Genomic DNA, 20,054 nt, shown 5'->3' with positions numbered 1-20,054 from the left:
GTGAACATTCGAAACACCTTCCTCGCCGCCGGCGCGCTCGCCGCGCTTGCTGTCCCCGCCACCGCCCAGGTGGTCCGGCCCAAGGTCTCGCTGTCCCAGGCCGTGGCGACGGCCGAGAGCCAGTTGGGCGCGCGCGCCTACGACGCCGAGTTCGACGTGGACCTGGGCGACATGGTCTACGAGGTCAGCCTGGTGAAGAACGGCAAGCCCATCGAGGCGCTCGTCGATGCGAACACCGGCCAGCTGATCCGGCAATCGAAGTCCCTGCGCGCGCGCCTGCCGCTGGTCGGCGAACACCTGAAGGCCGCGCAGACCGCGCCGCGCTCGCTCGCCGAGACCATCGCGCGGGTCGAGGAAGCCACCAAGGGCCGCGTGGCCGAGATCGGGCTGGAGCGCCGGGGCGGGCGGCACTACTACGAGATCGAGCTGGTGGGCGCAGAGGACCGCGAGGTGCTGGTCGACCTTCGGACCGGCGCCATCACGCCCCTGATCGGAGACTGACCGCTCTCATGCACGTGCTGGTCGTGGAGGATGACGAACGGGTCGCAGGCCATGTGGTGAAGGGCCTGAAGGGTGAAGGCTGGCTGGTCGACCACGTGGCCGACGGCCGCAAGGCGCTCTTCCAGGTGGCCGCCGAGACCTACGACGTCATCGTCCTCGACCGCATGCTGCCGAACGTCGACGGCCTGAAGATCCTGCAGACCATGCGGGCGTCGGGAGACAGCACCCCCGTGCTGATCCTCTCGGCGCTCGGCGACGTGGACAACCGGGTGAAGGGGCTGCGGGCGGGCGGCGACGACTACCTGTCCAAGCCCTTCGCCATCTCCGAACTCGTGGCGCGCGTCGAAGCCCTGGGCCGGCGCAAGGGGGCGGCGGTCCAGGAGACCACCGAGCTCGCGCTGGCCGACCTGCACATGAACCTGCTGACCCGGACGGTCACGCGGCGCGGCCACCCCATCGACCTGACCACCCGGGAGTTCGCCCTGCTGGAGCACCTGCTGCGCAACGCCGGCCGCGTGGTGAGCCGATCGATGCTGCTGGAGGCCGTCTGGGACTACAACTTCGACCCGCAGACCAACATCATCGACCAGCACGTGAGCCGGCTGCGGGCGAAGATCGACAAGGACTTCGATCCGCCTCTGCTGCAGACCGTCCGCGGCATGGGCTACAGCCTGCGGACATGAACCTGCGGTCCGCGCTGCGCAGCCTGACGCTCAGGCTGACCCTGGTCTACATGGCGCTGTTCAGCGGCTCGTTCGGCGTGATGCTGGGGGCGACCTACGTGGCCGGGGTGTGGCGGCCGCTGACGCAGGTCGAGGCGGCGATCCGGCGCGACAGCGACCGGCTCGTGGCGGTCTACACGACGGACGGCCGCGACGCCCTCATCCGCGCCCTGGAGCGCCGCGTGGCGACCGCCAGCGGGCGGCTTCCCTATCACGTACTGGTGTCGCCGAGCGGCGCCGTGGTGGCCGCGAACCTGCAGGACTGGCCCGAGGTCCGCGGCCAGGAGTGGGTCCGCTACGAGTTCGGCACCTACGCCACGGGCGCGGAGGAGGAGCACGAGGCCGTCGCGCGCGACGTGATCCTGCCGGGCGGCTACCGCCTCCTGGTCGGCCTCGACACCGAGGACCTGGACGAGCGCGAGGACCTGCTGTTCGAAGGGCTGTCCTGGGGCGCCGGCATGAGCGTCGTCCTGGGCCTGCTCGGCGGGCTGATCATGACCTACGCCGTGTCGCGCCGCCTGGAGCGGATCAACCGCGCGGCGCGGGCCGTGATCGCCGGGGATCTCTCGGGCCGCGTCGAGCTGCACGGCAGCGACGACGACTTCGACCAGCTCTCGGCGACCCTCAATGTGATGCTGGCGAGGATCGAGGGCCTCGTCGCCTCGATCAGCCGGGTGTCGGACAACATCGCCCACGAACTGCGGACGCCGCTCACGCGCCTGCGCGCCGAGCTGGAGGAGCTGTCGGCCACCGACGATCCCGCCGAGGTGCGCGCCCGCGCCGTCGGCGCGCTGGACGAGGCCGCGCGGCTGCAGTCGATGTTCGAGGCGCTGCTCCGCATCGCGCGCCTGCAGAGCGGCCCGCGCGACGCCGGTTCGGCCGTCGACCTGTCGCCGCTGCTCGAGGACGCCCTCGAACTGCACGCGCCGGCTGCGGAGGAGAAGGGCCAGGCGCTCGCCATCGACGTCCCGCCCGGGCTCGCCCTCCAGGGCGACCGCGACCTGGTGTTCCAGATGGTCAGCAACCTGCTCGACAATGCGATCAAGTTCACGCCTGCCGGCGGGGCGATCCGTCTGGCGGCTCGGCGGGACGCCGGCGCGGTGGAGATCGAGGTCGCCGACGACGGCCCGGGCGTGCCCGCCGAAGAGCGGTCGCGCGTGCTGGAGCGGTTCTACCGCGGCGGCGGACGCGACGCGCCGGGGTTCGGCCTGGGCCTCAGCCTCGTGGCGGCGGCGGCCGACCGGCAGGGCGCCAGCCTGCGCCTGGAGGATGCGGCGCCGGGCCTGCGGGTGGTGATGCGCTTCCCGGGCTGAGCAGGCGCCGGCGCCCGGTCTAGCCGGCGGCGATGAGCGCCAGGACGTCGGCGGTCGGGCGGACATCCCCGAAGCTGCGGTAGACCGCGGTGAGGCTGGCGTTGTGCATCTCGTCGCGGACGGTGGCGTTGGCGTCGGCGACCATGATCACGCGGTAGCCCAGCGTCCGCGCGTCGCGCACCGTCGCCTCGCAGCAGACGTTGGTGACCGTGCCGGTCACGATCACGGTGCGCACGCCGCGCCCGGCGAGGATGTCGGGCAGCGTGCAGCGGCCGGGGAAGAAGGCGCTGGCGGCGGATTTCTCGACAAACACATCGTCGGGCTCGTGCCCCAGGCCCGCCGCCAAGCGCGCAGGCAGGGGCCCGAAGCCGCCCGAGGTGCGGTAGGTCTCCGCGACCTGCGGCCCGAAGAACTCCTTCGAGACGGCCGCAAAGGGATCGTCCGACGACGGCAGGACCCAGGCGACCACGCCGCCGGCCTGACGCAGCGCGTGCGCCAGGGCGTTGATCTGCGGGACGACGCCGGCGCAGTAGGGGTTCTCCAGGACGAAGAACGGAACCATGTCCACGACGACGAGCGCGGTCGTGGCCGGCGACAGCCGCTCGAACGCGTGCCGGCGGCCCCGGCGCGCCATTTGCCGTTCGGCCCCGCTCGGGGATCCGCCAGTCATGCAGCATGGGCGCAGTCCAGCGATTCGCCGGCGCGCCGTCGAGCCCTCAAGTCCGTACTCGGCACCCGGGTCCCGGCCTCGGCGGGACGATCGGACGCGATCGAGGCGCTGAACCGGAACGCGCCTTAGCCGGCCTGGCTCGCCATCCAGCGTTCCAGCCAGTGGATGTTGTAGTCGCCCTTCTGGATGTCGGGCTGCGCCAGCAGGTCCTGGAACAGGGGGATGTTGGTGTCGATGCCGGCCACCACGGTTTCGGCCAGGCAGCGGTTCAGCCGCGCGATGCACTCGGCCCGGTCGCGGCCGTGGACGATGAGCTTGCCCACGAGGCTGTCGTAGTAGGGCGGGATCGAATAGCCGGCGTAGAGCGCGCTATCCATCCGCACGCCCAGGCCGCCGGGGGCGTGGTAGTCGGTGACGAGGCCGGGCGAGGGCGCGAAGGTCTTGGGGTTCTCGGCGTTCACGCGGCACTCGATGGCGTGGCCTTCGAAGACCACGTCCGACTGCTTGAAGCTGAGCGGAAGGCCGGCCGCGATGCGGATCTGCTCGCGCACCAGGTCGATGCCGGTGATGGCCTCGGTGACCGGGTGTTCCACCTGCAGACGCGTGTTCATCTCGATGAAGAAGAACTCGCCGTTCTCGTACAGGAACTCGATGGTGCCGACGCCGAGGTAGCCGATGGCCTTGACGGCATCGACCACCACCTTGCCGATCCTAGCGCGGGCCTCGGCGTCGATCGCCGGGGAGGGGGCCTCTTCGAGCACCTTCTGGTGGCGGCGCTGCAGCGAGCAGTCGCGTTCGCCCAGGTGGCAGACGTTGCCGAAGCTGTCGGCGATGACCTGCAGCTCGATGTGCCGCGGGGTCTGCAGGTAGCGCTCCATGTAGACCGCGTCGTCGCCGAACGCGGCCTTGGCCTCGGCGCGGGCGGTCTGCACCGCCTCGACCAGGTCGGCCTCGGTCCTGGCCACCTTCATGCCGCGCCCGCCGCCGCCGGCCGCCGCCTTGATGAGGACCGGGAACCCGATCTCCTTGGCCGCGGCGATGGCCTCCTCCTCGGTGGTCACCGCGCCGTCCGAGCCGGGCACCACCGGGATGCCGGCGGCCCTCACCGCCTGCTTGGCGGTGATCTTGTCGCCCATCATGCGGATGTGCTCGGGCTTCGGGCCGATGAAGGTGAAGCCGTGGGCGTTCACGATCTCGGCGAAGCGGGCGTTCTCGGAGAGGAAGCCGTAGCCCGGGTGCACCGCCTGGGCGCCGGTGATCTCGCACGCCGCGATGATCGCCGGGATGTGCAGGTAGCTCTTGGCGGCGGGCGGCGGGCCGATGCAGACGCTCTCGTCGGCGAGGCGCACCCACATGGCGCTGGAGTCGGCCTCGGAGTGCACCGCGACGGTGGCGATGCCCATCTCCTTGCACGCGCGGTGGACCCGCAGGGCGATCTCGCCCCGGTTGGCGATCAGGATCTTGTCGAACATCGGGCTACTCGATGATCGCGAGCGGCTCGCCGAATTCGACGGGTTGGGCGTCCTCGACCAGGATCTCCACGATCCGGCCGGCGCGCGAGGCGGGGATCGGGTTCATCGTCTTCATGGCCTCGACGATGAACAGGGTCTGGCCCGCCTCGACGGTGTCGCCCACCTTCACGAAGGGCGGGGAGCCGGGGTTCGGCTGCAGGTAGATGGTGCCGACCATCGGCGACTTCACCTCATCGCCGGCGGCGCGCGCGGGCGCGGCGGGGGCCGCAGCGGGCGCGGCCGGCGCGGCGGCGGCCGGAGCCGCGGCGACGGCGACCGGCGCGGGGGGCGCCACATGGTGCACGGCGGCGGCCGTGGCCTGCTTGGCGACGCGGATCTTCAGCGCGCCCTGTTCGACCTCGATCTCTGTCAGCCCGGTCTCGGTCAGGATGTCGGCCAGCTTGCGCACCAGGCGTGCGTCGAACGGATCGGCGGGCGCCTTGGAAGAGGTCGGCATGGGTTCGGCCCTTGTGTGGTCAGGTCTGTCTAGCGGGCCAGGCCCGCGGCGGCCTCGACGGCCAGTTCGTAGCTTGCGGCCCCGAAGCCGGAGACGACCCCGGTGGCGGCCAGCGACACGTAGGTCTCGCGCCGGAACGCCTCGCGGGCGGCCGGGTTGGAGAGGTGGCACTCGACGACGGGGATCGCCAGCATCTTCAGCGCATCCAGGATGGCGATGGAAGTGTGCCCGTAGGCGGCCGGGTTCAAGACCAGGGCGCTTGCGTTCGTGCGCGCCTCCTGGATCCAGTCGACCAGCTCGCCCTCGTGATTGGACTGGCGGAACACGACCTCGAAGCCCTTGGCCTTCGCACGCGCCTCGCAGAGGGCCCGCACGTCGTCCAGGGTGTGATGACCGTAAATCTCCGGCTCGCGGGTCCCGAGGAGATTGAGGTTCGGGCCGCTCAGCACATAGATCGGTTTCGGCATTGAGCTCCGCCGTCGATTCCGGCGGCCTTTTAGCCGTCCAGGGCTTCACTCACAAGGACGGCGCCGCGGGCGGCCAGACACCAAGAGCACAAAGGTCTCCAAGCAGATACCGGGTCGCGCGGCGAACCTTGGTGACCTTGGTGCACTTGGTGGTTGAACGGCGCCTGCGGCGGAGGCTTGTCTTCGGCGGTCGGGAGTCCCACAACCCGCTGATGCAACTGACGGTCAATGGCGAGGTCCGCAGCTTCGAGGGCGTGGCCGACGTGGCCGGCCTCGTGGCCGCGCTGGGCCTGAACACGAAGAAGGTCGCGGTCGAGCGGAACCTGGAGATCGTGCCGCGGTCGGTCTATGCCAGCACCCCGCTCGCCGACGGCGACCGGATCGAGATCGTGGCTTTCATCGGAGGCGGCTGACGTGGACGGCGCGACGCAGACCCCCAATTCCTCGCTGGGCGACGACACCTGGACCGTCGCCGGCCGCACGTTCCGCTCGCGACTGATCGTGGGGACCGGCAAGTACAGGGACTACGGCCAGAACGCCGCCGCGGCGAAGGCCGCCGGCGCCGAGATCGTCACGGTGGCGCTGCGCCGCGTGAACCTCAGCGACACCGGCGCGCCGATGCTCAGCGACTACGTGAAGGAGGACGAGTTCACGTACCTGCCGAACACCGCCGGGTGCTACACGGGCGAGGAGGCGGTGCGCCTGCTGCGCCTGGCCCGCGAGGCCGGCGGCTGGGACCTGGTGAAGCTGGAGGTGCTGTCGCAGACGCCGCACCTGCTGCCCGACATGGAAGAGACGCTGCGGGCGCTGAAGCTGCTGATCGCCGACGGGTTCGAGGTGATGGTCTACTGCTCGGACGACCCGGTGTACGCGAGGAAGCTGGAGGACGCCGGGGCGGCGGCCATCATGCCCGCGGCGGCGCCGATCGGCTCCGGTCGCGGCATCCAGAACACGCTGAACCTGGGCCTGATCATCGAGCAGACGAAGGTGCCGGTGCTGGTGGACGCCGGGGTGGGCACGGCCTCGGACGCGGTGCTGGCCATGGAGCTGGGCTGCGACGCGATCCTGATGAACACCGCCATCGCCGAGGCGAAGGACCCGATCCGCATGGCCACGGCGATGCGGCACGCCGTGATCGCCGGCCGCGAAGCCTACCTGGCCGGCCGCATGGGCAAGCGCATGTACGCCGACCCGTCGTCACCGCTGAGCGGGCTGATCTGAGGGACAGGCGCGCCGACGCGCGGCCCGACAGGGCTCGCCGCCGCTGTCGCGGCGGGTCCGCTGCGGAGCTTCGAGCTTTGGCCCCTAAGCTCCGTCATCCCGGGCGCAGCGCTCGGAGAGCGCGGAGACCCGGGACCTAGCCGCGCAACCCCCGACGCGCCCCTGCGACGGCATGCAGTACAGCGGCCCCTCAGGCCCTCGAACCAGGGGGTCGGAAAGTTAGCGCCAGTCTGGGTTCTGTGCGTGCGTGTCGCGCGTCATGGCGCAGCTTTCCGGGCGTAGGGGCTGGGTCCCGGGTCTCCGCGCTCCGGCGAGCGCTGCGCCCGGGATGACGGGGGGATGGCGTCAGCCCGGATACCTCTCGAATGCGGGCAGGTCGTGGGCGGTGGCCATCCAGGGGATGCGCTCGGCCACCTGGATCTGTGCGGAGGGCTGCAGGGCGCCGGGGTCGTCCAGGGTGGCGGTCTGGACGTCGATGAGGCCGGGGAAGATCTCGTCGTTCGTGTAGAACAGGCCCGTGCCGCAGGTGGGGCAGAAGTGGCGGCGGCCGTGCTCGGACGAGGCGTAGACGTGGGGCGCGCCGTGGATGGTGATCTGGTCCGCCGGCACCATGCCCCAGGCCACCATGGGCGCGCCGGCCGAGCGGCGGCAGTCGGTGCAGTGGCACAGGGCGTGGTGGATCGTCTGCTCGGCCATCTCGTAGGTGATGGCCCCGCAGTGGCAACGTCCGGTGAGCATCGGCGGGTCTCCCTCAGGTCTGCCGTCGGCGCGACACTAGGGCGGGGCTGCTGACAACGGTGTGGCGGCAGCACGCGCGGCCTTCCGGGCCTCGGCGCTTGCGGCTTGCCCTTCCCACCGCGCCCTTTGGGCGCGGTCCCCCCTTCCCGCGGGCGGGAAGGGAAGGATTCCGGGGGCGCGGTCCCCTTCCCGCGAGCGGGAAGGGAGGGTCAGCAGGCGGTCAGCGGGCCATGTTGAGGACCTGGACCTGGGTGAATTCCTTCAGGCCTTCCTCGCCCAGTTCGGAGCCGACGCCGGAGAACTTGGCGCCGCCGAAGGGGAGGTGGGGCTGCAGGTCGGCGTGCTTGTTCACCCACACCGAGCCGGATTCCATCTCCTCGGCCAGGCTCCAGGCCTTCTCGGTGTCCTTGGCCCAGATCGAGCCACCCAGGCCGTAGATCGAGGCGTTGGCGCGGCGGATGGCCTCGGCCGGGTCGGAGTACTTGATCACCGGCATCACCGGGCCGAACTGCTCCTCGTCGACCAGCTTGGTCCCGTCGGTGATGTCGCGCACGACGGTGGGCTGGATGAAGTAGCCCTTGTCGCCCTTGCGGCCGCCGCCGGCGATGACCTTGCCGTCCTTCTTGGCGCTCTCGATGAAGCCCATGACCTTCTCGAACTGCTGCTTGTTCTGCAGCGGGCCCATCTGGACGCCCTGCTCGAGGCCGTCGCCCACCACCATCTCGTTGGCGAGGCGGGCGAACTCGTCGCACATGGCGTCGTACATGCTCTCGTGGACGTAGATCCGCTTGGCCGCGATGCAGACCTGGCCGGCGTTCTGCATGGCCGCGCCGAACACCTTGGGCGCGGTCTCCTTGGGGTCCACGTCGTCCAGCACGATCAGGGCGTCGTTGCCGCCCAGTTCCAGCGACACGCGCTTCAGCGCGTCGGCGGCGCTGGCCATGACCTTCTTGCCGGTCTCGGTGGAGCCGGTGAAGCTGATCTTGCGGATGTCGGGGTGCTTGGTCATCTCGCCGCCGAGGTCGTTGGCGTCGGCGATGATGTTCACGACGCCGGCGGGCACGATGTCCCGGATCAGCTCGCCCAGCTTGAGCGCGGTCAGCGGCGTGGTCGGCGCGGGCTTCAGGACGACCGTGTTCCCGGCCAGCAGGGCCGCGGGCACCTTGAAGGCCATCAGGATCATCGGGAAGTTCCAGGGCACGATGCAGCCCACGACGCCCAGCGGCTTGCGGCGGATCTCCACCCGGCCCGACGCGTCGTCCTGCACCACCTTGGCGTCCAGGTTCAGGCTCGCGAAGTAGCGGAAGAAGGCCGAGGCGCCGAACACCTCGCCCATGGCGTCCTGCAGCGGCTTGCCCTGTTCCTGGGTGAGCAGGCGGGCGAGCTCGGCGATGTTGCCCTGGATGGCGTCGGCGATCTTCACCAGAACGGCGCGCCGCTCGTCGATGGAGGTCTTGCTCCAGGCGGGGAAGGCGGCCTTGGCCGCGGCGACGGCCTGGTCCAGCTGGGCCTTGGAAGCGCGCGGGCAGGTGGCCACCGGCTCCTCGGTGGCGGGGTTCAGGACGTTCATCGTGGCGTCGCCGTCGACCAGCTTGCCGCCGATGAGAAGCTTGTAGTCCGACATAGGGATCCTCCCGGGAATTCTTCGGGGGGAACGCAACGCCCTTTACGTCGCGGTGGTCAAGCGCCGCGCCGTCCTGTCCGTCGGATTCGGGCCTCAGCCAGGCGCCAGGGTCCGCACTCAATTCGCGACCGGGGACTGCAACAGCCTCCGATCGTCCCGGCGAATGCCGGGACCCAGATCCCGGTGCGGGGTCGTGATGGGAAGGGCTCCGAGCCTGCGGAACCGGCTTCCGAGCCCGTCCATCTGGATCCCGGCCTTCGCCGGGATGGCCGGATGTTGATCAGGGGGCTAGGCGGCCTGCCGGACGCGCTGCTCGTCGGCGTGCAGGTCGAGGCCCAGCGCCTCGAACATGGGCCGGCGGTCCGGGCCGGGCTTGGGCGGATAGAGGGCCGCGTTCTTCGCCTTGCCCCGCGCCCAGACGCGCAGGACCTTGGCGAGGTTCGCCGGCCGCTTGAGCCAGGCCTGCGGGTGCTCCAGCATGTGGAAGCCCTTCATGAACGCCCGCATCAGCTCGATGTCCTGGCGCAGGGCGATGGCGACGCCGTCCTCCATGAAGCTCTTCACGAGCCGGCCGCGCAGCGACGGCCGGGCCTCGGGCAGGAGCGCCGCCCGGGCCCGCTTGATGGCCCCGCGGTCGGCCTGGCGCATCACGTCGTAGTAGGGGCGCAGCTCGCGCTCGACGCCGGCGCGGTAGTGCAGCAGGCGCGCCGCCGGATCGGCGCTCGAATCCAGCGCGTCGCGCAGCAGGTGGCCGCTCACGGCGGCGAACGAGCAGCCGCGCCCGTAGAGGGGGTTGGTGCGGACCACGCTGTCGCCCACCGGGAAGAAGCCCAGCGCAGCGGGCCGGCCCTCGGGGGCCACGTCGCGCCAGCGGCTCTCGAGCTGGCCCATGCCGAAGACCTTGCTGGTGGCCGTCGCCCGGTCGGGGTCGATCCAGGGGGCGAGGCCGGGCATCTGGCGGCAGACGGCGTCGAACACCTCGGGGTCGACGATCGCCTTGCGCATCTCCTCCTCGACCTCGGGGGTGCACAGGGTGATCGAGAAGCAGCCGTTGTCGCCCGGGAAGACGCCGAACTTGAGGTAGCCCAGGTCGCCCGTCGCCGAGTTCCGCGTCCGCGGCGGCTCGCTCTGGCCCTCCAGCAGGCGGTAGTGGCGCGTGAAGTAGATGACGCCGCAGGGCTCGGAGCTCTCGGGGATCGACGCGCCCGCCGCGGCCAGCTGTTCGTAGGCCTGGCTGTTGCGCCCGCTGGCGTCCACGACCACGTCGCCGTGCAGTTCGCCGCCGTCCTCGAGGCGCACGCCGGTCACCCGGGGCGGCGAGCCGGGCTCGACGATGAGGTCCTTCACGAAGGTCTGCGGCCGCATGGTCACGCCCGCCAGGCCCTCGGTGTAGCGGCGCATGACCAGCTCCAGCGTCGTGCGCCGGCTGGTGAGGATTGCGAGATCGCGGTCGATGGGCGCGGGGACGTAGCCCGGCTTCAGGTTTTCCGGCAGGCCGCCCTCGAACCCGAGTTCCCGCACGCCGGCCGCCATCAGCGCGTCCAGCAGGGCAGGGTGGCGGTCGCGGACGAGCGTCCGCAGCCGGGCGAGGAACGCGTGGCTGTGGCGGAGATGGCCGACGCCGCGGCGCTGCCAGTCCTGGAAGGCCTCGTCGGCGCCCCCCGGCGGCGGCGGCGGGTCGCGGTCGAGCACGATGACCTCGCGCTGCGGGCCGGCCAGCGCCATCGCCGTCCACAATCCCGCCATCCCGGCCCCGATGACCAGCACGCGTTCGCTCATGAATGTCCTCGCTGTGACGCCCTGGGCGCAGTCTAGCAGAGGTTGCGCTTTACGTCGGGGCCGCCGCCGGCGGCCGCTTCATGCCCTCGTTCCTGATGCGCGCCAGCGCCGCGCGGACCGAGTCCATGTCGGCCCCGGGGATGACGTAGTCGCCGATGATGAAGGCCGGAGTGCCCGTGAGCCCGAGGCCGCCGGCCAGGGCGCGGACATCCTGCAGCTGCTGGTCGATGGCCGGATCGCGCGCGGCCTGGCGGACGGTCGCGGGATCGAGGCCGGCGTCGCGCAGGTGCTGGTCCAGCGAGGCCTCGCTGAGGCTCTTGTCGGCCATCAGCGCCTGATGCAGCGGCAGGCCCTTCGCCTTGGCCTGCGGCGTTAGCGCCACCCGCGCCGCGCTCTGGGAGACCTCGCCGAAGATGGGGAACTCCTTGAAGACGAACCGGACGTCGGGGTTCTCGCGGATCAGCTTCGCGACCTCGGGGGCCACCACCTTGCAGTAGCCGCAGCGGTAGTCGAAGAACTCGACCACCGTCACCGAGCCCCGCGGGTTGATCACCAGGTCCCGGGGATCGTTCTCGAGCTGCTTGCGATAACGGGCCAGGGTCGGGGCCGCCGCCTTGGCCGCCTCCTTCAGGCGCAGCTGGGTCACCGCTTCCTGGATCACCTCGGGGTTCTCGAGCAGGTAGGCGCGCACCTTGGCGCCGAACTCCGGGTCGGCCGCGGGCTGGGCGGGCTTGCAGGCCGCGAGTCCGAGCGAGGCCGCGGCCAGGGCGGCGAGGGGGAAGAAGCGCTTCATGGGGTTCCAGATAGGAAGGCGGCGGTGAGCCTCAACGCGTCCGGCCGCCGACGGAGCCTTCGCGCGCCAGTTCGCGGAGGTCCTCGCGGGTCGGTTCGGCCACCAGCACGATGTCGGTCGCGCGGCGCCACTCGGGCGTGCCGCGGGTCAGCATCTCGCGGGCGCGCATGGCGAAGACGCGGGCCTGCTGCTTGTCGCCGATGTTGTAGTTGAACTCCGCGGTCGCGAGGCGGGCGAGGCCGTCCTCGCCCGTCTTGTCGTAGGCCTCGGCCAGCAGGCGCCAGGCGACGGCGTTGTCCTCTTCCTGGGTGAGCGCGCGCTTCAGCTCGGTGATGCCCTCCTGCACCTTCTTCTTGTCGTCGAGGGCGATCAGGGTCTGGCCCAGGTTGATGCGCAGGAGCGGCGCGTCGGGCTTCAGTTCGACCGAGCGGCGCTGCGGCGCCTCGGCCTCGGGCGTGCGGCCGAACTCGAACAGGATCTGGCCCTTGAGCTCCCATAGGTACGGGTTCTCGGGCTGGTCCGCGAGCAGGGCGTCCACCAGCTTGATCGCCCGGTCCGGCTCCTTGAGCTGGTAGTAGGCGATGGCGCGGGCGTACCGCGACGGATAGTCGGCGGCCTTCTCCTCGTACTTGGTGATCGCCACCTGCGGATTGAGGAAGCCGTCCAGCTTGGCCTTCATGATGGCGTGCTCGGCCATGGCCTCGGAGCTGTCGGTCTTGCCGTAGTGGGGCTGGCCCTCGACCCGGCGGCGCAGGGCCTCGATGCGGTCCGACGAGATCGGGTGGCTGCGGAAGTAGCCGAAGCGGCGCGCCTCGTCGAAGACCTCCTGATAGCGGAAGTTGTCGAAGAACTCGGCCAGGCCCTTGCCCGAGAGGCCGGCCTTGTCCAGCAGGGTGGCGCCCGCCTGGTCCGCGCGGCTCTCCTGCTCGCGGCTGTAGCCCAGGGCGCCCAGGGTGCCGAAGTAGCTCGCGCTGGAGGCCAGGCCCGCCGCCGCGTCGGGCGCGCCCGCGATGGCCGCAAGGACGCCCAGGCCCATGGTCAGCAGGAAGGGCCGCATGCCCGCCTTGCTGAAGTCGCCCGACCGGGCGGAGTGGCCGGCGGCGAGGTGGCCCACCTCGTGGGCGATGACGCCCTGCAGCTCGTTGGGGGTGTCCGATTCGAGGATGAGGCCGGTGTTGAAGCCCATGACGCGGGGGCCGGCGAAGGCGTTCAGGTCCTTCGAACCGACCAGGATGATCTCGACGTTCCTGGGCTCGATGCCGGCGGCGCGGAGGATCGGCTCGGAGTTGCGGGCCAGGATCTCCTCGATCTCGGTGTCGCGGATGAACGACTGGGCGGCCGCCTGGCCGGCGCTCAGCGCCACGCTCGCGGCGACGGCGAGCCCCAGCGCGACGCGGGAAACAGAGCGCAATGGGGAGACCATGCTCTTCACTCTCTCGAAGCCCATCGGTCCCCCATGACCAGGGCGGATGCTAGAGCGGGCCCGGCGAAAGTGGAATCCACTTTCTACGCGAGCGGCGCGCCATCGCGGAGATGACGCGCCTTCGCGGCGGGAAGATGTCGCTCCGGGCGCGGTCAGCCGCGCCGCCACCAGCCCTTCCGAGGCGCCGGCGCCGGTCCCGAGATCTCGTTGGGATCCGGCTGGCGCGGTGCAGGCGCGGCCTCGGCGGCCGGCGCTGCCTCCGCCACGACCGCGGGTTCGGCGGCGGGCGGCTCGGGAGCCGCCGGTTCTGCGACGGCGACGGCCTCGGGTTCGGGCGCGGCCGCCGCCTTGCGGCTGCGGGTGCGCTTCGGCTTGGCCGGGGGCGCGTCCTCCTCGGCGACGACGGGCGCCGGCTCAGGTTCAGGCGCAGGCTCCGGCGCGGGCGCAGCCTCGGCCTCGACCGCGACGGGCGCATCCTCGGTGGCGGCCTCGGTGGACGGGGCGTCGCCGTTCCGGCCGCGGCCGCGGCCCCGGGCCCGCCGCGAACGCTTCGGCTTCTCCTCGGCCTCGGGCAGCTCGACCCAGATGTCGTCCTCGCCGTCGTGCGACACGGACGCCGGGGCGGGGGCCGAAGCCTCGGCCGCGACGGGGGTCGGCGCGGGGGCCGCCGGGGCGGCCTGGGCGGCGGCGACCTTCAGGTCCTCGGCCGGGTCGTACCAGACGAACGGATCGTCGCCGTAGGGCACCCAGGGGCGAACCCACGAGAAGGCGTCGGTCGGACGGAAGTCGTCCCGCATCCGACGACCGCCGCGGCGGCCGCGGCGGCGGCGGCGGCTGTCGCGGTCCTCGTCGCTCTCGCGCGGGGGCCGCGCCTCGCGTTCGGCCGCCGGCTCGCGCTCGGGGCGGTCGGGACGTTCGTCGCGTCCGCGCCCGCGGCGGCGGCGGCGGCGGCCCCGGCGGCCGCCCTCCTCGTCGTCGTCGCGGCGCGGGCGTTCCTCGCGGGCGCGGCGGGCCTGCGGCTCGCCGTCGTCCGCCTCGGCCTCGTCGTCGGCGTCCTCGTCGACCTCGTCCTCATCCTCATCCTCGAAGGCCTCGTCGTCGAACGCCTCCTCCTCGGCCGACGGGACATAGGCCTGGATCGGCGCCGCCAGGGGCGGGGCGTGGTCGGGCCGGGTCTCCATGGCGGTGCGCTCGATGACGTGATCGGCGTGCGCCATCTCGTCCTCGATCACCACGGTGACGAACAGGCCGAACGCCTGATGCAGCCGCGCCAGGTGCGCGCGCTTCTCGTTCAGGATGTAGAGGCCGACGGCGCGGGGCACGCGCAGGGTGGCTTCGCCGCCGCCCTTGAGCGCCTCGATCTCGAGGGCCCGGAGCGAGGCCAGCGCGCTGGACTCCACCGAGCGCACGCGCCCGGTGCCGCCGCAGTGCTCGCAGAGGTGCGTGGTGCCTTCCAGGACCCCAGTGCGACGGCGCTGGCGGCTGATCTCCATCAGGCCAAACGGGCTGATCTTGCCCATCTGGACCCGCGCGCGGTCGTCCTTGAGGCAGTCCTTGAGCTTCTTCTCGACGGCGCGGTTGTTCTTCGACTCATCCATGTCGATGAAGTCGATGACGATCAGGCCGGCGAGGTCGCGCAGACGCAGCTGGCGCGCCGCCTCCTCGGCGGCCTCCATGTTGGTCTTCAGCGCCGTGGCCTCGATGTTCCGCTCGCGCGTGGAGCGGCCGGAGTTCACGTCGATGGCGACCAGCGCCTCGGTCTGGTTGATCACCAGGTATCCACCCGAGCGGAGCGGAACGACCGGCGAATAGATCTGGCTGAGGTGGTCCTCGACCCGGTGCTTGACGAACAGCGGCGTGGGCTCGCGGTAGGCCTGCACCTTCTTGGCCTGGCTGGGCATCAACATGCGCATGAAGTCGCGCGCTTCCTTGTAGCCGGCCTCGCCCTCGACCCAGACCTCGTCGATGTCCTTGTCGTAGAGGTCGCGGATCGTGCGCTTCACGAGGTCTTCCTCCTCGTAGATCAGCGCCGGTGCGATCGAGTGCAGGGTGGTCTCGCGGATGTTCTCCCAGAGCCGCAGCAGGTAGTCGTAGTCGCGCTTGATCTCGGCCTTGGTGCGCTTGGCGCCGGCCGTGCGCACGATCAGGCCCATGCCGTTCGGCACGTCCAGGCTCTGCACCACGCTCTTCAGGCGCTTGCGGTCGGTGGCGGTCGTGATCTTGCGGCTGATCCCGCCGCCGCGGGCGGTGTTCGGCATCAGGACGCCGTAGCGCCCGGCCAGCGAGAGGTAGGTGGTCAGCGCGGCGCCCTTGTTGCCGCGCTCTTCCTTGACGACCTGAACCAGCATGATCTGCCGGCGGCGGATCACTTCCTGGATCTTGTAGCGGCGCATCAGCCGGCGCTTCCGGCGCGCCAGCTCCTCCTCCATGACGTCGTCTTCGTCTTCGTCGGTCGCCATGTAGTCCGGATCGTCGTCCGGCCGCTCGGCGTCGGCGTCGGACTCGGCCGAATCGGCGGCGGCGCGGCGGCGGCCCCGGGCGGGACGCTCGTCCTCCTCCTGCTCCTCGGCCTCCTCGCGCAGCAGCGCTTCACGGTCGGCGACCGGGATCTGGTAGTAGTCGGGGTGGATCTCGTTGAAGGCCAGGAAGCCGTGGCGGTTGCCGCCGTACTCCACGAAGGCCGCCTGCAGCGACGGTTCGACCCGCGTCACCTTGGCGAGGTAGATGTTCCCTCGTAGCTGCTTGCGGTTCTGGCTCTCGAAATCGAACTCTTCAACGCGGTTCCCGTCGACGACCACCACGCGGGTCTCTTCCGCGTGGGCTGCGTCGATCAACATCGTCTTGGGCATCAGTCTCTCCGCGGCGCGCCACGAGGTTCGAGCGCTGCCGGCATATGGGACGAGCGCGCGCGCGGCCGGCGACGACGGCGTTGACGCCGTCTGCGGAGGCCTTGGGGCCAGAAGTGGCTCGAGCTGCGCAGCTCATCGGGTGTGTTCCTAGGCGCGTCCGGATGGGCGCGGATCGGATCGGAGCGTCGTCGCCGAAGGTACGGTCGAAGCCGACGCTGGGTGGTTTTGTCGCGTGGCGTTCGGGCCCGGGACGGGCGCTCCGACGTCGCGCGGGCGGACATTGCAACATGGGGGCTGAAAAGGAAAGCCGCGCCGTCAAGCTGCCCGACCGGCGGCAACACCTCGTTAACCCTTTGTCCACGAGGCCCGCCGCTATATGGGCAATCGGTTCGTATCGTGCGAATCTTCGTCGTTTCGGGGCGTGATCGAGTGCTGCGGCGGCTGACAGGGGCTTTGGGACGGAACCGGGGGCGCGCGGCGGCCCTGGGCGCGGCCCTCGCGCTCGGCCTCGCCGCGGTCGCCGTGGGCCATGCGGCCACCGAACAGGTCGACCTCCTCAAGGTCCGGATGGGCGGCGACGCGAGCGAGACGCGCCTCGTCATCGAGCTGGACGGCGCCGCCAGCGCCCGGGTCGTGTCGGACGGCTCCGCCGACCGCCGCGTCGTGGTCATGCTGCCGGGCGTCACGGCCGCGCAGCTTCAGCAGGGCGCCGGACGGGGCGTGGTTCGGGCCTGGACCATCGACCAGGTCCAGGGCGGCGCGCGCCTGCAGATGGATCTCGCCGGGGACGGCAAGCTGAAGCGGCGCTTCCTGCTGCCGCCGGCCGACGGCGTCGTGAACTATCGCTACGTGATCGACGTCGCCGCCGCGCCGGGCGCAGTCATGGCGAGCGCGCCGATCGTCAAGCCCATGAACCCGCAGCTGCGGTCGCAATTCCTGCCGGTCCGCAAGCCCGCGCTGCCGCTGAAGAAGGTGGTGGTGATCGACGCCGGGCACGGCGGCAAGGATTCGGGCGCGCGCGGCGCCCTGGGCTACGAGAAGGACATCAACCTCGCCGCGGCGCTGACGCTCTCCGAGCAGCTGAACCGCACGGGCCGCTACAAGGTGGTGCTCACGCGCTCGCGGGACGTCTACATCCCGCTGGAGGATCGCGTGCGCGTCGCCCAGCGCGCCGGCGCGGACCTGTTCATCTCGCTGCACTCCGATTCCGGGCCCGAGCCCGACCTCAAGGGCGCGTCGGTCTACACGCTGTCGGACAAGGCCTCCGCGCGGGCGACGAAGTTCGTCAGCGCCAACGACTGGTTCATGAAGGCCAGCCTGACCGGCGACCAGGGGGTGCGCGACATCCTGTTCGACCTGACCCAGCGCGCCACGCGGAACCGCTCGGCGGTGTTCGCCCAGACCCTGGTGGCCAACATCGAGGGCAGGGCGCCGATGCTGCGCCGCAGCCACAGGGACGCGGGCTTCATGGTGCTCCTGGCGCCGGACGTGCCGGCGGTGCTGCTCGAGATGGGCTTCGTCTCCAACCCCGAGGACGAGGCCCGGCTGCGCGATCCGGCCCAGCGCGCGCGGCTCATGAGCGCCGTCACCCGGGCCATCGACAGCCACTTCGGCGAACAGGTCCGGCTCGCGTCGCGCTGACGCACCGGCCCGTCCCGGACGTTGGCGCCCGGGGCGACACAGGATAGACGACGGGCTCTAGTTGCGCGCCGGAGCCGCCCCGAGTTGACCGCCCCCGAAACCCCGGAAACGGCGCTGCCGCCCCGTCCGCAGGTCCCGCGGTGGGTCGCGCTGCTGGGCGTCGGGGCCCTGAGCTTCATCGCCCTGGCGGCCCTCAGCGTCGGCGTCTATTCGGCCTGGCTGTTCCACGACATGCCCGACGCGGGCGAGCTGGTGGACTACCACCCGCCGACCGCCACGCGGGCCTACGCCTGGGACGGCACCCTGATCGGCGAGTTCTCGCGCGAGCGCCGCATCTTCGTGCCCTACGAGGCGATCCCGAAGCAGACCGCCCAGGCGTTCCTGGCCGCCGAGGACCATGGCTTCTTCCAGCACGGCGGCGTCGACGTGGGTGGCTTCGCCCGCGCGCAGATGAAGAACGTGGTGAACCTGGCCCAGGGGCGTCGCCTGGAGGGCGGTTCGACCATCACCCAGCAGGTGGCCAAGAACATCCTGCTGTCCAACGAGCAGACGATCGGCCGGAAGCTGAAGGAGGCGATCCTCGCGTCGCAGCTCGAGCAGACGCTCTCCAAGGAGCGGATCCTCGAGCTCTACATGAACGAGATCTGGCTCGGGTATCGCTCGTACGGCGTCGGCGCGGCCGCCTACAACTACTTCGGCAAGTCGATGTCGGAGCTGACCCTGGCCGAGAGCGCCTATCTGGCCGCGCTTCCCAAGGGGCCCGACAACTACCATCCGATCCGCCGCAAGCAGCAGGCGATCGCGCGGCGCAACTGGGTGATCGACCAGATGGCCGACCTGGGCTGGGTGAGCCGGGCCGAGGCCAACGCGGCCATGGCCCAGGACCTCGTGGTCCAGCCGGCGCCCACGCGCTCGCAGTACCGGGACGCCGACTACTTCGTGGAGGAGGTGCGGCGGATCGCGCTCTCGATGGAGGAGCTGGGCGACGAGCGCCTGAACGCGGGCGGCTACTACATGCGGACCACGCTCGACCCCCGCCTCCAGAGCGCGGCCAAGACCGCGCTGATGAACGGGCTCGAGACCTACGACCGCCGGCACGGCTGGCGCGGCGCGTTCGGCAACGTGACCACGCTCGAGGGCTGGGAAGACGTGGCGCGCAAGACCGTGCGGCCCCGCGAGCACACGACCTGGCGCCGCGCGGTGGTGCTCAGCGTCTCGGGCGGGACGGTTAGGGTGCGCAACATCGACGGCGTCGAAGGGAACCTGGCGGGGCAGGACGTGGCGTGGGCCCGGGCCGGCAAGGGAATCGGAACGGGCGACCTGATCTTCGTGGCCCCGAACGAGGGCGGCTCGGGCTTCCGGCTGAAGCAGATCCCGGCCGCCAACGGCGCCCTGGTCGCCATGGAGCCCTACTCGGGCCGGGTGCTCGCCATGGTGGGCGGCTATTCGTTCTCGCTGTCGAAGTTCAACCGCGCCACCCAGGCGCTTCGCCAGCCGGGCTCGTCGTTCAAGCCGATCGTCTACGCCGCGGCCCTGGAGGCCGGCTACACCCCCGCCTCGACGGTCCTGGACGCCCCGATCACCCTGCGCGGCTATGGCGGCAAGGACTGGAGCCCCGAGAACTACCACCGCGACTTCCTGGGCGCGCTGACGCTGCGCAAGGGGATCGAGCTGTCGCGCAACACCATGACCGTTCGGCTGGCCCAGGGCGTGGGGATGGACCGCATCTCGTCGCTCGCCGAGCGCATGGGGGTGACGAAGAAGATGGACAAGGTGCTGGCCATGGCCCTCGGGTCGGGCGAGACCACCGTCTTCCGCATGGCGGCCGCGTATTCGACGTTCGTCAACGGCGGCAAGCTGGTCCAGCCGCACCTGATCGAGGTCGTGGCCGACCGCAACGGCAAGGTGATCTGGAAGGCCGACCGCCGCGACTGCAGCCGCTGCGACGCCGGCTTCTCGGGCGGCGAGAGCCCTCGGATCCCGCGGGCGGGCGACCAGGTGATCGATCCGGTGACCGCCTATCAGGTGACGTCGTTCATGGAGGGGGTCGTCCAGCGGGGCACCGCCACCCAGGCCTCCTCGATCGGCAAGCCGCTGGGCGGCAAGACCGGCACGACCAACGACTACCGGTCGGCCTGGTTCATGGGCTTCTCGCCGGATCTCGTCGTCGGCGTCTACATCGGCTTCGACGACAACCGCAGCCTCGGCAACAACGAGACCGGATCGGTGGCCGCCGTGCCGATCTTCACCGAGTTCATGACCGAGGCGCTGAAGGACAAGCCGGCCAAGCCGTTCAAGGCTCCGGCCAACGCCAAGTTCGCCATGATCCGCGGCGTCCGCGAGGC

17 protein-coding genes are annotated in these 20,054 nt (G+C 71.1%); 7 read left to right on the top strand and 10 right to left on the bottom strand.

Going from position 1 to position 20,054, the window contains the following annotated elements; all coding sequences use genetic code 11:
• Genes JNK30_RS07865 through JNK30_RS07855 form a run of 3 tightly spaced genes read left to right on the top strand, consistent with a single transcriptional unit; the run spans position 1 to position 2,536 of the window.
• Positions 1-501 (top strand): PepSY domain-containing protein, encoded by a 501-nt coding sequence (locus JNK30_RS07865; protein WP_293481511.1) that lies wholly within the window; start codon positions 1-3, stop codon positions 499-501.
• Between the two features lie 8 nt (positions 502-509).
• Positions 510-1,184, top strand: a complete 675-nt coding sequence (locus JNK30_RS07860) for a response regulator transcription factor (RefSeq protein WP_293481510.1) — start codon at positions 510-512, stop codon at positions 1,182-1,184.
• Positions 1,181-2,536: an ATP-binding protein gene (locus tag JNK30_RS07855; protein ID WP_293481509.1), complete on the top strand. Its 1,356-nt coding sequence runs from the start codon at positions 1,181-1,183 to the stop codon at positions 2,534-2,536. Before JNK30_RS07860 ends, JNK30_RS07855 begins: the two co-directional genes overlap by 4 nt.
• 19 nt (positions 2,537-2,555) lie before the next feature.
• Here the strand turns inward: JNK30_RS07855 and JNK30_RS07850 are convergent, their stop codons facing one another.
• The 4 genes from JNK30_RS07850 to aroQ all read right to left on the bottom strand — a co-directional run bounded on the left by JNK30_RS07850 (position 2,556) and on the right by aroQ (position 5,641).
• A complete protein-coding gene (locus JNK30_RS07850) occupies positions 2,556-3,170 on the bottom strand; it encodes a cysteine hydrolase (RefSeq protein ID WP_293481508.1) in 615 nt (204 codons plus the stop codon).
• A gap of 161 nt (positions 3,171-3,331) precedes the next feature.
• Complete coding sequence (gene accC / locus JNK30_RS07845) at positions 3,332-4,678, bottom strand: acetyl-CoA carboxylase biotin carboxylase subunit (RefSeq protein ID WP_293481507.1); 1,347 nt, start codon at positions 4,676-4,678, stop codon at positions 3,332-3,334.
• A gap of 4 nt (positions 4,679-4,682) precedes the next feature.
• Positions 4,683-5,174: an acetyl-CoA carboxylase biotin carboxyl carrier protein gene (gene accB / locus JNK30_RS07840; RefSeq protein WP_293481506.1), complete on the bottom strand. Its 492-nt coding sequence runs from the start codon at positions 5,172-5,174 to the stop codon at positions 4,683-4,685.
• A gap of 29 nt (positions 5,175-5,203) precedes the next feature.
• The gene (gene aroQ / locus JNK30_RS07835; RefSeq protein WP_293481505.1) at positions 5,204-5,641 is read right to left on the bottom strand and encodes a type II 3-dehydroquinate dehydratase; all 438 of its coding nucleotides are present in this window, start codon (positions 5,639-5,641) and stop codon (positions 5,204-5,206) included.
• Positions 5,642-5,853: 212 nt separating this feature from the next.
• Between aroQ and thiS the strand changes: the two genes are divergently transcribed.
• The gene (gene thiS, locus JNK30_RS07830) at positions 5,854-6,054 is read left to right on the top strand and encodes a sulfur carrier protein ThiS (protein ID WP_293481504.1); all 201 of its coding nucleotides are present in this window, start codon (positions 5,854-5,856) and stop codon (positions 6,052-6,054) included.
• Position 6,055: 1 nt separating this feature from the next.
• Positions 6,056-6,862 carry a thiazole synthase gene (locus JNK30_RS07825; RefSeq protein ID WP_293481503.1) on the top strand — a complete coding sequence of 269 codons (807 nt, stop codon included), beginning with the start codon at positions 6,056-6,058 and terminating at the stop codon, positions 6,860-6,862.
• Positions 6,863-7,207: 345 nt separating this feature from the next.
• Here JNK30_RS07825 and JNK30_RS07820 read toward each other — a convergent pair whose 3' ends face one another.
• From JNK30_RS07820 to JNK30_RS07795, 6 genes are all read right to left on the bottom strand, one after another.
• Positions 7,208-7,600 (bottom strand): GFA family protein, encoded by a 393-nt coding sequence (locus JNK30_RS07820; RefSeq protein WP_293481502.1) that lies wholly within the window; start codon positions 7,598-7,600, stop codon positions 7,208-7,210.
• Positions 7,601-7,820: 220 nt separating this feature from the next.
• Complete coding sequence (locus tag JNK30_RS07815) at positions 7,821-9,224, bottom strand: aldehyde dehydrogenase family protein (RefSeq protein WP_293481501.1); 1,404 nt, start codon at positions 9,222-9,224, stop codon at positions 7,821-7,823.
• 288 nt (positions 9,225-9,512) lie between these two features.
• Positions 9,513-11,003, bottom strand: coding sequence for an NAD(P)/FAD-dependent oxidoreductase (locus tag JNK30_RS07810; RefSeq protein ID WP_293481500.1), 1,491 nt, complete (start codon positions 11,001-11,003; stop codon positions 9,513-9,515).
• Between the two features lie 49 nt (positions 11,004-11,052).
• Positions 11,053-11,796, bottom strand: a complete 744-nt coding sequence (locus tag JNK30_RS07805; RefSeq protein WP_293481499.1) for a DsbA family protein — start codon at positions 11,794-11,796, stop codon at positions 11,053-11,055.
• A gap of 31 nt (positions 11,797-11,827) precedes the next feature.
• Positions 11,828-13,243, bottom strand: coding sequence for a M48 family metalloprotease (locus tag JNK30_RS07800; RefSeq protein WP_293481498.1), 1,416 nt, complete (start codon positions 13,241-13,243; stop codon positions 11,828-11,830).
• Positions 13,244-13,371: 128 nt separating this feature from the next.
• Entirely contained in the window at positions 13,372-16,068 is a 2,697-nt protein-coding gene (locus JNK30_RS07795) for a ribonuclease E/G (protein WP_293481497.1), read from the bottom strand.
• A 453-nt stretch (positions 16,069-16,521) separates the two neighbouring features.
• Here JNK30_RS07795 and JNK30_RS07790 point away from each other — a divergent pair, with 453 nt between their 5' ends.
• Together JNK30_RS07790 and JNK30_RS07785 are read left to right on the top strand one after the other, a co-directional pair.
• Positions 16,522-17,709, top strand: a complete 1,188-nt coding sequence (locus JNK30_RS07790; RefSeq protein WP_293481496.1) for an N-acetylmuramoyl-L-alanine amidase — start codon at positions 16,522-16,524, stop codon at positions 17,707-17,709.
• Between the two features lie 84 nt (positions 17,710-17,793).
• On the top strand, positions 17,794-20,054 hold a 2,261-nt coding region (locus tag JNK30_RS07785), incomplete at its 3' end, for a penicillin-binding protein 1A (RefSeq protein ID WP_367118737.1).

It is taken from the genome of Phenylobacterium sp., assembly GCF_016793225.1.
GTDB lineage: Bacteria > Pseudomonadota > Alphaproteobacteria > Caulobacterales > Caulobacteraceae > Phenylobacterium.
Note: the sequence above shows the minus strand (reverse complement) of the source record. Positions and strands in the feature narration are given on the sequence as shown.